A 12,188-nucleotide genomic window follows, 5' to 3' on the forward strand; every position below is an offset into this window, starting at 1 on the left:
ACGCTCTCAAAGGCGGTCGCAGGTACAATCCTCACGACCGCCTTTTTAACTCACCTTTATAAGACCCTGGGTTCTGCGATGGACAACAAACTTCTCCTCATCATCTTGGACGGCGTCCCCTGGCGCAATTTCCGTCGGCTGTTTGGCAATCTGGAAGGCTGGGTCGACAGCGGCGAGGCACGGGTCTGGAAACACCGGGCGGTGCTGCCGTCGATTTCCGCCAGCTGCTATGCCTCGATCCACACCGGCGTGGTCCCGGCTGAGCACGGCTGCACCGGCAATGGCAATGTCTTCCGTCTGGGGCACAAGGATGTATTCAGTCAGGTCCGTCAGGGTGGTGGCGTGACAGGTGCAGTTGCCCATAGCTTCTGGTCCTCCTTCTTCAATCGCCATCCCTATGATCCGGTGCGCGATGTGGAATATGACGAGGCCGACAGCGCCACGATCAATCACGGACGGTTCCATTCGATGACCGGCTACGGGCTGGTCAACCAGATGACCCCCTCCGACGTGGACCTCTTTGGCACGCTGACCAATCTTTGCCTACGCTTTGGCCTCAACTACGGCATGCTGCACACCTGCACGCTGGATTGCATGGGGCACCGGTTCTTTCACGACTGTCAGGAGATGGATCACGCCTGTTTCGTGATGGACGAGATGCTGGCCCCGTTCATTATCAAATGGCGCGACATGGGCTATGAGATCATCGTCACCGCAGATCATGGCCAGGATGAGCGCGGCCACCACGGCGGGCGCAGCCCCCTGCAACAGGAAACCGCGCTTTATTACTTTGGCGATGCGACAGGCCCTGCAGAGGATGTGGTGATTGATCAGCTGCAACTGGCCCCCACCATTCTCAGCCGTCTCGGTGCGCCAATTGCCGACACGATGAAGGCAAAATCTTTCCTCAGCTGAGGATCCATGGCAGGCTTCTTTGGGTGATCGATGTATTCGCCCGACAGGAGCCTGCCATGACCCGACATTGCCTTGCCCTGATACTGCTGCTTCTGCCGCTGCCCGCATTGGCGCAGGATGGCTGTGACGATCTTTGGTTCACGCGGAATCTGATCATGGACCGGGCCGGTTATTGCTTCGGGTCGACACTGGGGCAAAGCGTCTTTGACAATAGCGACTGTCTGGGCAAATCGGTCGCGCTTGACCCACACAGCAATCGACAGGTGCAGGAAATCCGGGGGCTAGAGCAGTTTCACGGCTGCAAGGTCAATACCAAGCGCCGTCAGCTGGCACTGAATGACACCCATCTGCGCCGCCTCCTTGTCGATCTGCCGATCCGCGATGAATTTGAAAGCGCCTGCCTTGGCTGGCTTGGTGGTCCGGTGCCGCTCTACTCAGGTCACAGTGCAGGAACGGCGCGCATTGGAGTGATCCAGCCCGGCGATGTCATCGGGTATTCCCATCTTCCGGTGGGCAACTGGTCTTATGTGACCACCCATACGAGCGACTGGCGCGTCAAAAGCGGTGGATGGTATGATCGCAGTGCCGCACCTGAACAATGCCGTGACTTTGCAGGCTAGGGTCTGCGTCACTCATAAGGCCAGAGCCCCTGCCCCAGCGCTTCCACTGCAACGGAAATCCTCTCAAAACTGTCGCGGGCGCGGCCAACGCTGTGGCGGGCGCGCAGATAGCCGTGGACCAACCCCGGCTCATTGATCCAATGTGCCTTGCCCCCGGCTGCCAAAATCTTGTCGCGGTAGTGACGGGAGTCATCGCGCACCGGATCGCAATCAGCGGTGACCAGCACGGTGGCAGGCAGATCTGAGAAATCATTGTCAGCAAGCGGTTCCAATGTTGGGTCAGTGCCGACCTCACTCCCCTCCGGGCGCCGAAGCTGTCCATAGAACAGAATGTCATCCCGCGTCAGCATTGGGGCCTGCGCGTGTTCCAGATAAGAGCCTTCGTTGATGTCACCGCCAAAGGCCCCGTAGATCAGCACCTGACCAACCAGCCCCGTGAGCCGTCCACGGGCATGATGCGCCACCGCAGCGCAGAGATTGGCACCAGCGCTGTCCCCGGCCAGGACCAGATCGCCTTCGAATCTGGCAGAGATCCACTGGCAGACCGCCCAGGCATCTTCAAAGGCAGCAGGATGCAGGTGTTCGGGCGACAGACGGTAATCCACAGCGACCACGCGATAACCGGTTTGCGCGCAAAGCTCGGCACAGACGTCGTCATGGCTGTCCAACCCGCCAACCACAAACCCGCCGCCATGACAGTACATCACCGTGCAGCCCGGTTCTCCGGCGGTGTAGATCCGCACCGGAACGGCACCCACCAGACGATCCTCGCAGCTGACACTATCAGGACGCGCCGCGCGGAACTCAGCCGCCATGGCGTCATAGACCTTGCGCTGCTCGGCAATCGACAGATCCACCGCGTCATCCGGATAACATTCGCCGGTCTTGCGGATAAAGGCCCAAGTCTCCTCGTCGATCAGCCGCTCGTAGTTCATCTCGCCTGTTCCTTGTGTCGTAGCACGCCGGATGAGCCTAGCAGCGCGGCGGTCAAAAACCATGCCCCAGAATTGAAAAAAGCGCCCCGGTGGGGCGCTTTCTCTATCTCGTTCAAGGACCAGTGCCGAAGGCGGGGGATCACGCCTTGGGCATGGGCTCCCACGGGCGGGTAAAGACCCCCAGTACGTCGGAGATATCCGAGGCCTTGGCACCGTTTTCTTCGACCTGCGCGACCAGACCGCGACCTTTGTCATCGACCACATGTTCGACACGGGCCGGCAGACCCGCCTTGAGCAACGCGTCGTTGTAGATCCGGGTGATGGCATTCTTACGAAGATCCGGTTTGAAGACCTTGCCCACCGCGGTTTTTGGCAACTCATCCATCACGGTGACATGTTTCGGGATCGCTGCCCGCTCATGTACGTGGATCTGGCAATAAGCCAGAAGCTCGTCAGGCGTCACAGTTGCGCCGTCCACCAATTCGACAAAGGCACAAGGCACCTCGCCGGCATGGGCATCCGGCTGGCCGATGGCGCCGGCAAAGGCCACGGCCTCATGCCCCAGAAGCGCCTCTTCAATCTCAGCCGGGTCGATATTGTGACCACCGCGAATGATCAGATCCTTGGCACGACCGGTGATCCAGAGGTACCCGTCGCTGTCCAGCTTCCCAAGATCGCCAGTGCGCAGGTATTGATCCTTGTAGAACAGACCGTCGTTTTTCTCGACCTCGGTATAGGTGTGACCGGCATAGACACCGGGGCTGGAGATGCAGATCTCGCCAATCTCATCCACACCCAGTTCAACTGCGCCGCTCTCAGTTCCTTTGACGATCTTCACATCCGTATAGGGCAGCGGAATACCGATCGAGCCGATTTTCTTCTCACCCTGAACCGGATTGCAGGACACCAGACAGGTTGCCTCGGTCAGGCCGTATCCTTCGACGATCTTGACGCCGGTTGCTTCTTCAAACCGTTTGAACAGCTCGACCGGCAAGGGGGCCGAACCGGAGAAAGCGGTTTTCACGGTGGAAACATCCGCATCCACCGGGCGCTGCATCTTCGCCGAGATCGCCGTGGGCACCGTAATGATGAAGGAAATCTTCCAGCGTTCGATCAACTTCCAGAAATTGTCAAAGACACCGTCGCCGCGATAGCCCTGTGGCGTTGGGAACACCACATGCGCACCGGAGGCAACAGCCGCCATCAGGATCACATGGCAGGCAAAGACATGGAACAGCGGCAACGGACACATGATGTTGTCTTCGGCAGTGAACAGCAGCTTGCTGCCCAGCCAACCGTTGTAGTTCATGCCGGAATAAGTGTGCTGTGCCACCTTAGGCATGCCGGTGGTGCCGCCAGTGTGGAAATAGCAGGCCACGCGGTCGCTGTCGGAATCCGCAAAGGTCAGCTCGGTGGGATGCTTGCGCAGCTCTTTGTTGAAGTTCTTGTAGTCCGCATGCGCCAGCTTGTCCTTGCCCTCAAGTTTTGGGCGGAACATCGGCACGATCCAAGACTTCGGCGGGGTCAGATAGCGGTTGAGGTCGATTTCCAGAACCGTGTTTACCTTAGGCGCGTGGCGCACCGCCTCGGCGACCTTTTGGGCCACGTCGGTCTTCGGGAACGGCTTCAGTGTCACCACCACCTTTGCCCCGGTCTCGCGCAGGATGGAGGCGATCTGCTCTGGCTCAAGCAATGGATTGATCGGATTGGCGATCCCGGCCACAGCACCGCCCAGCAGTGTCACAACCGTTTCGTTACAGTTGGGCAGGATATAGGCAACGACGTCCTTCTCTCCGATCCCCATGGAGCGGAACATATTCGCCGCCTGAGTGACCTTATCCTTCAGCTGGCGCCAGGTCAGGGTCTCGGCCTTGTCGGTCGGGCCCGAGAAGATCTGATAGCTGACCGCCTTGTTGTCAGGAAACTTCCCGGCCGTACGGGACAACAACCCATAGAGCGTTGTCGGCATGTTTCGCTGCCCGAAGGGCATTTCATTCACTAGTGCCAAGCAGTCCGCGGCCGTGGCAAATCCCATTGGTTTCCTCCCCTAGTCCCCTTGTGCCGGGGAATTTCAGTTAACACAAAATGATTTGAAACGGCCTGTCGTGCAAGCGCGCCGACAGGGTCACGTCAAGGAAGCCTGCGCTTTGACGCAGCGACATTTGACAGTTTTCAACCTTGGAACCGAAATAGTGACCGTTTGAGGCGGGATTTGCCTATTCTGCAGCCAGTCCATCGGTGAACTGCAGCCGCGCCAGACGAGCATAAAGACCACCCTCGGCGACCAGTTGATCATGGGTGCCGGTGGCCACGATGCGCCCCTCTTCCATGACCACGATACGGTCTGCCTTCTTCACGGTCGCCAGCCGGTGCGCCACGATCAATGTGGTGCGCCCCTGGCTTAGCTCGTCTACAGCCGCCTGCACCAGACGTTCGCTTTCCGCGTCAAGCGCAGATGTCGCCTCGTCCAGCAGCAGCACCGGCGCATCACGCAGAATGGCACGGGCAATCGCGATCCGCTGTTTCTGCCCACCCGAGAGCATGACACCGCGCTCACCAACCTGGCTGTCGTAGCCTTCGGGCAGTGCGGTGATAAACTCATGCGCCGCCGCAGCTCGGGCAGCGGCCTCAACCTCAGCGTCGCTGGCACCGGGGCGGCCAAAGCGAATGTTGTCACGCGCGGACAGCGCAAAAATGACCGGATCCTGCGGCACCAAGGCGATATGTTTGCGGAAATCATCCCGTTGCAGATCCCGCAACGGCATACCATCCAGGCAAACGGCACCAGACGTCGGATCATAAAACCGCTGGATCATCTGGATGATGGTTGTCTTACCCGCACCAGACGGCCCGACGAAGGCAACCGTTTCCCCCGGCTGCACGGTCAGGGAAACATCCACCAACGCCGGGATCTGTGGACGCGCCGGATAGCGGAAGGATACGTTGTCAAACCGGATTTCCCCGCGCACTGGTGTGACAAGCGTTTGGGGCTGCTTGGGATCTTGGACCTGATCTATCGCTGTCAGCAGCTCCACCAGCCGCTCGGTCGCCCCCGCGGCCCGCTGCAATTCGCTCCAGATTTCGGACAGTGCTGCAACCGAGCCTGCAACGAGAACCGCATAGATCACAAACTGAACCAAGGTGCCCTCGGTCATCACGCCTGCGCGCACGTCATTGGCGCCCATCCACAACACCCCAACCACCCCGGAGAAAACCAGAAAGATCACGATGACAGTCAGAAAGGCGCGTGTCTGGATCCGTCGCATCGACACGTCAAAGGCGGTTTCGGTCAGACGGCTGAATTCGCTCCGGCTTGCACCTTCATGGGTGTAGGCCTGAACCGTCTGAACTGCGCCCAGCGCCTCCCCCGCATTGCCGGATGAGGCCGCGATCCAATCCTGGTTCTCGCGGCTGATCTTGCGCAGGCGCCGCCCCAGCACAAGGATCGGCACAATCACCGCAGGCACGATCAGCAGCACGAGGCTGGTCAGCTTGGCCGAGGTCAGCAGCATCAGCGCCAGACCACCGATGAAGATCAACATGTTGCGCAGGGCAATCGACACGGAGGACCCCAGAACCGACTGGATCAGCGTGGTATCTGTGGTGATCCGGCTCAGTACCTCGCCGGTCATGATCTGTTCATAGAACGCCGGGCTCATGCCAATGACACGGTCAAACACCGCCTTGCGGATATCAGCAACCACCCGCTCGCCCAGCCGTGTGACCAGCGCGTAACGCAGCCCGGTGCCTGCCGCCAACAGCGCAGCGATCACAAGGGCAGCGGCAAAATACTGATTGAGGAGCGCGGCTTCGGAGATCCGGAAATTGTCGACAACCCGACGTACCGCCAGCGGCAGGGTCAGCGATAGACCCGCTGTCAACACCAGCGCCAGCGTCGCCATGGCCATCAGCACACGATAGGGACGCATGAATGGCCACAGTGCGGAAAGAACACCAACTTTGCGTGATTTCTCGCGCTCTACATCCGCAGTCGGGACCGCTTGATTTCCCGCCATGTCAGCTCCTTCGACGTTCCGTGTGGCAGGTTCTCGAGCCTGCGCATCGCCAAGGTTCATGACTGCGCAAACCTCTAAGGTCAAGCGCACAGAGACCATCATCCCTGGCCATAGCGCCGCATGCCGCAGATCAACCAGACGTGCCGCGTTGTGAAGGGTGAGTGCGCAGGCGGCACAAGTAGCAGCTGATGTGGGACATCCTGGAGCGGGTAGCGGGAATCGAACCCGCACCTTAAGCTTGGAAGGCTCTTATGATACCATTTCACCATACCCGCTCAGGGAATTTGGTCTATAAATCGGTGCTTTCTGAGCGTCAAGCGGATCTGGCGTGAAAATCTCAAATTTCGCAGCTTCGCTTGGAACCATCGACTGCCGCAGATCTGATCTTTGGCCGTGTCAGCTGCCCAGCACGCGGCCAATCCACCCCTTGCGCGGCGCGTCGTCACCGGTGGGGTTTTCGGTGTCCGCGTCGTCTGCCTCCGCGTCGGCGCCAGCTGCCTCATCGGCTTCAACAGCGCTCTGAAACCGTTCGAAGAACTGATCGGCCATCTTCTTGGCAAAGCCATCAATGATACGGCTGCCCAGCTGCGCCAGCTTGCCACCGACCTTGGCCTCCACCTCATAGCTGAGAAGGGTCTGCCCATCATCGCCGTCGCTCAAAGTCACATGGGCATCCCCCTTGGCAAAACCGGCAGCGCCGCCCTTCCCCTCGCCGCGCAGGGTCAGGCTGTTTGGCGCATCGAGATCTGAAAGCGTCACAGTCCCGCGAAACGTCGCTTTCACCGGACCCACTTTCTGCACAACGACCGCCGTGAAGCCATCCTCGGCGGAGCCGTCCATCTCCTGACAGCCCGGCACCGCGTTCTTCAGGGTTTCGGCATCCAGCAACCCCTGCCAGACCTCGGCGCGCGGGGCAGCTATGGTGCGGGTATCGGCAAGTTTCATAAGCGCTATTCCTTCTTCTGGCGATCGGCTGGGGATCTCAATCCTAGCAGACAGCGGACGGCCTGCATGACATTGCATAGTCTAAACCGGAACCGCCCCGATATGCGACATTGGTTGCAGGCCAACGGTGGGCTACCCCGCCCTAACGCTTTCGGTCAACCTGTGCCGTCAGCTTGTTCTTGGCCATTGTCGGTCCAGATCGCAGAGCATGATCATCGCCTTCGACCTTTCGCCTATTGGTAGGTCCGCATCTCTGCTGTTAGCATGATTCTCGCCGACAGCAGCGCTTAAGTCACTGCAAGTGCCTGACCTATGCCACAGAACCAGCCGCCCGACCTCAGGAGCCTGATGACACAGACGTCCCCCACAACAGCCACGACGCAGAGCGCCACCGCCGATCCGCAAGGCTTGGCCCGCTTTGTCACCGCGCTGATCGTCGAGGATCATCCGCTGTTCTGCGACGCTTTGGCGATGACCTTGCGCGCGACAGTCGGGATTAGCACCATCGCAACCGCACCGACACTGGAACTGGCCATGGCCGAGATCGCCGATAAAGCGGCCCCCGATGCGGTGGTTCTGGATCTGAATCTGCCGGATGTTCATGGGCTGGACGGGCTTATCCGGTTACGCAACGCCACCAGCGCGCCGATCCTAGTCGTCTCATCCATGGCGGACAATCGGGTGATCAGTGCCGCCATTCACGCAGGTGCCGCAGGTTTCGTTCCCAAGCACAGCCAGCGCGAGATCTACATCAGCGCGTTCGACGCCATCGCAAAGGGCACGCCCTTTGTCCCGCCCGGCTACGTATTGTTGCCGCGCGACAGCGAAACGCAGGACGCGACCGGGCGACTGGCGACACTGACCAATCAGCAGGCGCGCATCTTGCAGCTGATCTGTGCTGGCAAACTGAACAAGCAGATCGCCTATGACCTGTCCATCGCCGAAACCACGGTCAAGGCTCATGTCACCGCAATCATGCGCAAACTCGGTGTGCAAAGCCGCACCCAAGCAGTTCTGATCGCAAAGGAAACCAGCTTTGCAAACGTCTTGCAAGATCTGGGCTGAACTGCCTACCATCCGGCATGACACGCCCTGCCCGTCCCCGCGCCAACACCGATCCCCCCGCAGCCGCGCAGGCGGAGGCCGAGCGCACTCTGCCAGCTATGGCTGCCGCATTGCATCACGCCGGTCGCATCACCCGCACCGGTTTTGCAGACGCCGACGCGCCTGATGCGCTGGCGAGGTTGGCGCAGATGCTGGCGCCGTTGGATGAGCTTGAGTTGATCATTCTCTTTGTCTCTCCCCAAGCCGATATCGATGCGCTCAGCGCGGCGGCCGCACATGATCTGGCCCCCGCACAGGTGGTTGGCTGTACCACCGCAGGCGAAATCGGCGAGGCCGGTTACACAGATGGAGAGATTGTCGCCATCGGCCTTCCGCGCAGCCATTTCAGCGCCCGTGTTCTGCCGATTGACGATCTGAACGCCTATGATGCCCAGAGCCAGATCGACCAGATCATTCGCAATCGCAACGATATGGCGCGGGAGACACCACAGTGGGGATCCGAATTTGCCTTCCTGTTGATTGATGGGCTGTCGGTCAAGGAGGACGCGCTCACTGCCGATCTTGCGCCGGGGCTTGGCCCGGTGCCACTGTTTGGCGGATCCGCCGGAGATGGCAGCGATTTTGGCGCGACATATGTCCTCTGTGATGGGAAGGCACGGCAGGACGCAGCGGTCCTGCTACAGATCCGCAGCAACTGCCCGATCAAAGTCTTCAACACCGATCATCTGGTACCGACGGCCCAGCGCATGGTGGTAACCGGGGCTGATCCTGCTCGCAGACTGGTCCATGAGATCAACGCCGAACCGGCAGCGCGGGAATATGCGCGCCTGCTGGGCAAGGATCCGGAACAGCTGACCACCTTCACCTTTGCCGCCCATCCCGTCGTGGTGCGCATTGGTGGCCAGCATCATGTGCGCGCGATCCAGCAGGTCGCAGACACTGGCGATCTAGTGTTTTTCTCCGCCATCGACGAAGGGGTCGTGCTGACACTGGCAGAGCCTCTCGATATGGTGGATCATCTCGACCGCGCACTCTCTGCGCTGGGAGAGACCCGGACACCGGATGTGATTCTGGCCTGCGATTGCCTGCTGCGACGGATGGAGGCCCAGCAGAAACAGCTGACCCCTCAGATCTCCACGCTGCTGGCCAAACACCGCGCGGTTGGGTTTTGCACCTATGGGGAGCAGGTGAACTCCATCCATGTGAACCAGACCCTGACCGGAGTGGCCATCTACCCGCCCGAAACAGACGACACTGCGGTCAGGCCATGACCGAAGGCCTGATTGATCCGCGCGATTCTCTGGAACGGCAGAATGAAAAACTGCTGAAAATCACCGCAACCCTGATGCGCCGGGTGGAACAGGATACCGATGCCTCCGGCCTTGCCTATGCGCAGTTCGAACGCGCTGTTTTGCTGGAAGAGGAAATCCGCAGCCGCACCCGCGATCTGGAGCGCACGCTGGATCTGCTCAATCTCTCGAACGCCAAGCTCGCCGAGGCCAACCGCGAAACCGAAGCCGCGCGCGCCAATCTCGCCAATGCCATTGAAACCGTGCAGGAAGGGTTCGCGCTCTTCAATGCGCAGGATGTGCTGGTGATGTGCAACAGCCGATTTGGCATGCACATGCCGGACATCTGCGCAGATCTGCGTCCGGGATTGAGGTTTGACAGCTACGTTCAGCTGGTCAGTTCCAGCACGGCTCTGTCGCTGCCGACAGGCACGCCCCCCACCACTTGGGCTGCGCGCCGAATGGCCCGACATCAGGACCGCAGCGTCATGTTCAACGTCCGCATGACCGGCAATCGCTGGGTGCAGGTGAGCGAGCACCGGACGCCGGATGACGGCACGGTCATCCTGCAGACCGATGTCACGGATATCATGCGGATCCAGCATCAGGAACGTGAACGCATTCTCGACGATCAGGCCCGCCTGATCCGCGCCACATTAGAACATCTGAACCAGGGGGTCTGCATCTTCGATCAGCAGGCCCGGTTGGTCGGGTGGAACCGGCTGATGGGGGATCTGCTGTCGATCCCGATCGGGCGATTTCGCATCGGCAGCCGGTTTGAGGGTATTTTTGAGCGACTGCGCGAGACCTTTACCTTTGCGCAGGCGGATATCGCCGATCAAGTCGCAGACTGGGCGCGCCCGCGCACCGCATTGGGGGACAGTTCAGCTTCCGCAAAGACCACCGCCGATCAGCGCGCGCGGGCTCCGCTCTCTTTCGATATTCAGCAGGGTGCGACGCGGGTTCTGACGGTGTTTATGCAGGATATGCCCGATGGCGGCTTTGTGATCAGCTTCACCGATGTCACCGCCGAACGGCAGGCCGCCCGTGCCATGAGCGAGGCACGCGACACCCTGGAACAACGCGTGCTGGAACGCACGCTGGAGCTGGAAGACGCGCTGCAGGCCGCTGAACGGGCCAATGCGTCCAAATCCCGCTTTGTCGCTGCCGCCTCCCATGATCTGCTGCAACCCTTATCTGCCGCAAAACTCTTTGTCGCCGCTCTGGAAAGCGAACTTCCCGACGGTGCGCCTCAGGACACGTTGCATAAGGCGGCCAATGCGCTGGACAGTGTCGAAACGCTGGTCTCCGCCCTCCTTGATATCTCACGGCTGGATTCCGGTCGCGCCGAGGTCCATGTGGCCCCCCTCGATCTGGATGATCTGTTGGGCCAACTGCGGGACGAGATGCGCCCGATCGCTGATATAAAAGGACTGACCCTGCGCCTCAGACCCAGTCGGGCGCGCGTGCTGAGTGATGTGACCTATCTGAGGCGCATCCTGCAGAACCTGATTTCCAACGCTCTGCGCTACACCGACCAAGGTGGTGTCCTGATTGGCGTACGGCCCCGTCACGCCTCCGTCCGGGTTGAGGTCTGGGATACGGGGATCGGTATTGCAGAACGAGATCGCGGCCGCATTTTCGCGGAGTTCCAGCGCCTCAATGCCACGGCGAGTGCTGCTGACGGAATGGGGCTGGGGCTGGCCATTGTGGAGCGTGCCTGCGCGCTGCTTGGCCACCCCCTGACACTCAGATCTGAGGTGGGGCGTGGAACGGTCTTTGCCATTGACCTGCCCCGCGACGCCGCCCAGCCGAAGATCGGCGAGGCATCGCTTCTTGACGCGGCGCCCCCTCGCCCTGCCGCTGCGCAGCTGCCGCAATTGATCGCGCTGCTGATTGTTGCCGATACAGACCTGCGCCATGCGCTGAGCCTCACCATGGAACAATGGCAGATCGACGTGCTTCCCTGCGCCAGCGAGGGTGAAGCCCGGACCTTGCTGGCCGAAATCGAGGTCGCCCCGGATGTTCTGCTGATCGATCTACACCTGGGGTCAAACCTAAGCGGCGCCAAAGTCATTGAAGATCTGCGTCGCGATCTTGGTCCTCTACCTGCATGCCTTATGTCCGCCACCCCCAGCCCAGACATCACCACGCTGGCACAGCGGCTGGACGCCCAGCTGTTTGCAAAGCCGATCCACACGGAGCAACTGCGCAGCTTTCTCAACGATCTGCGGCCTCCGCAAGTTTGATGCCCAATCAGCGCGCCCTTGCCTGAAGCCGCCGCTGCCCTGACAATGACAATGACAATGACAACCAAGTGACGCGCAACGCTCTGCAGCTGCAAAAGTGATCCGTGGGTGCAAGCACAACGTAGTAAACCCACAATAAAACACCTATCTGGGA

9 protein-coding genes and 1 tRNA gene are annotated in these 12,188 nt (G+C 60.3%); 5 read left to right on the forward strand and 5 right to left on the reverse strand.

Annotated elements, in window-relative coordinates; all coding sequences use genetic code 11:
• Positions 1–78: 78 nt before the first annotated feature.
• Both phaeop14_RS10095 and phaeop14_RS10100 read left to right on the forward strand, forming a co-directional pair.
• Entirely contained in the window at positions 79–915 is an 837-nt protein-coding gene (locus phaeop14_RS10095) for an alkaline phosphatase family protein (protein WP_040180071.1), read from the forward strand.
• A gap of 56 nt (positions 916–971) precedes the next feature.
• Positions 972–1,535, forward strand: a complete 564-nt coding sequence (locus phaeop14_RS10100) for a DUF4453 domain-containing protein (protein WP_040170824.1) — start codon at positions 972–974, stop codon at positions 1,533–1,535.
• Between the two features lie 8 nt (positions 1,536–1,543).
• On the opposite strand, the gene phaeop14_RS10105 is transcribed toward phaeop14_RS10100, so the two are convergent.
• From phaeop14_RS10105 to phaeop14_RS10125, 5 genes are all read right to left on the reverse strand, one after another.
• Positions 1,544–2,470, reverse strand: coding sequence for an alpha/beta hydrolase (locus phaeop14_RS10105; RefSeq protein WP_096789444.1), 927 nt, complete (start codon positions 2,468–2,470; stop codon positions 1,544–1,546).
• A gap of 139 nt (positions 2,471–2,609) precedes the next feature.
• Positions 2,610–4,505 (reverse strand): acyl-CoA synthetase, encoded by a 1,896-nt coding sequence (locus phaeop14_RS10110; RefSeq protein WP_096789445.1) that lies wholly within the window; start codon positions 4,503–4,505, stop codon positions 2,610–2,612.
• Positions 4,506–4,686: 181 nt separating this feature from the next.
• Positions 4,687–6,486 (reverse strand): ABC transporter transmembrane domain-containing protein, encoded by a 1,800-nt coding sequence (locus phaeop14_RS10115; protein ID WP_040170358.1) that lies wholly within the window; start codon positions 6,484–6,486, stop codon positions 4,687–4,689.
• Positions 6,487–6,687: 201 nt separating this feature from the next.
• A tRNA-Gly gene (locus tag phaeop14_RS10120) sits at positions 6,688–6,761 on the reverse strand.
• 121 nt (positions 6,762–6,882) lie between these two features.
• Complete coding sequence (locus tag phaeop14_RS10125) at positions 6,883–7,431, reverse strand: SRPBCC family protein (protein ID WP_096789446.1); 549 nt, start codon at positions 7,429–7,431, stop codon at positions 6,883–6,885.
• Positions 7,432–7,779: 348 nt separating this feature from the next.
• On the opposite strand from phaeop14_RS10125, the gene phaeop14_RS10130 reads away from it, so the two are divergent.
• Genes phaeop14_RS10130 through phaeop14_RS10140 form a run of 3 tightly spaced genes read left to right on the forward strand, consistent with a single transcriptional unit; the run spans position 7,780 to position 12,034 of the window.
• Positions 7,780–8,496 carry a LuxR C-terminal-related transcriptional regulator gene (locus phaeop14_RS10130; protein WP_096789447.1) on the forward strand — a complete coding sequence of 239 codons (717 nt, stop codon included), beginning with the start codon at positions 7,780–7,782 and terminating at the stop codon, positions 8,494–8,496.
• Between the two features lie 17 nt (positions 8,497–8,513).
• A complete protein-coding gene (locus phaeop14_RS10135) occupies positions 8,514–9,767 on the forward strand; it encodes an FIST N-terminal domain-containing protein (protein WP_096789448.1) in 1,254 nt (417 codons plus the stop codon).
• Positions 9,764–12,034 carry a hybrid sensor histidine kinase/response regulator gene (locus tag phaeop14_RS10140; protein ID WP_096789449.1) on the forward strand — a complete coding sequence of 757 codons (2,271 nt, stop codon included), beginning with the start codon at positions 9,764–9,766 and terminating at the stop codon, positions 12,032–12,034. The genes phaeop14_RS10135 and phaeop14_RS10140 overlap by 4 nt, the downstream gene beginning before the upstream one ends.
• Positions 12,035–12,188 lie beyond the last annotated feature (154 nt).

The organism is Phaeobacter piscinae (assembly GCF_002407245.1).
Lineage (GTDB): Bacteria > Pseudomonadota > Alphaproteobacteria > Rhodobacterales > Rhodobacteraceae > Phaeobacter > Phaeobacter piscinae.

Excerpts from the sequence above, each read along its gene's own strand:
- phaeop14_RS10095 (WP_040180071.1), top strand. The coding sequence starts at position 79 with ATGGACAACAAACTTCTCCTCATCATCTTGGACGGCGTCCCCTGGCGC.
- phaeop14_RS10100 (WP_040170824.1), top strand. The coding sequence starts at position 972 with ATGACCCGACATTGCCTTGCCCTGATACTGCTGCTTCTGCCGCTGCCC.
- phaeop14_RS10105 (WP_096789444.1), bottom strand. The coding sequence starts at position 2,470 with ATGAACTACGAGCGGCTGATCGACGAGGAGACTTGGGCCTTTATCCGC.
- phaeop14_RS10110 (WP_096789445.1), bottom strand. The coding sequence starts at position 4,505 with ATGGGATTTGCCACGGCCGCGGACTGCTTGGCACTAGTGAATGAAATG.
- phaeop14_RS10115 (WP_040170358.1), bottom strand. The coding sequence starts at position 6,486 with ATGGCGGGAAATCAAGCGGTCCCGACTGCGGATGTAGAGCGCGAGAAA.
- phaeop14_RS10125 (WP_096789446.1), bottom strand. The coding sequence starts at position 7,431 with ATGAAACTTGCCGATACCCGCACCATAGCTGCCCCGCGCGCCGAGGTC.
- phaeop14_RS10130 (WP_096789447.1), top strand. The coding sequence starts at position 7,780 with ATGACACAGACGTCCCCCACAACAGCCACGACGCAGAGCGCCACCGCC.
- phaeop14_RS10135 (WP_096789448.1), top strand. The coding sequence starts at position 8,514 with ATGACACGCCCTGCCCGTCCCCGCGCCAACACCGATCCCCCCGCAGCC.
- phaeop14_RS10140 (WP_096789449.1), top strand. The coding sequence starts at position 9,764 with ATGACCGAAGGCCTGATTGATCCGCGCGATTCTCTGGAACGGCAGAAT.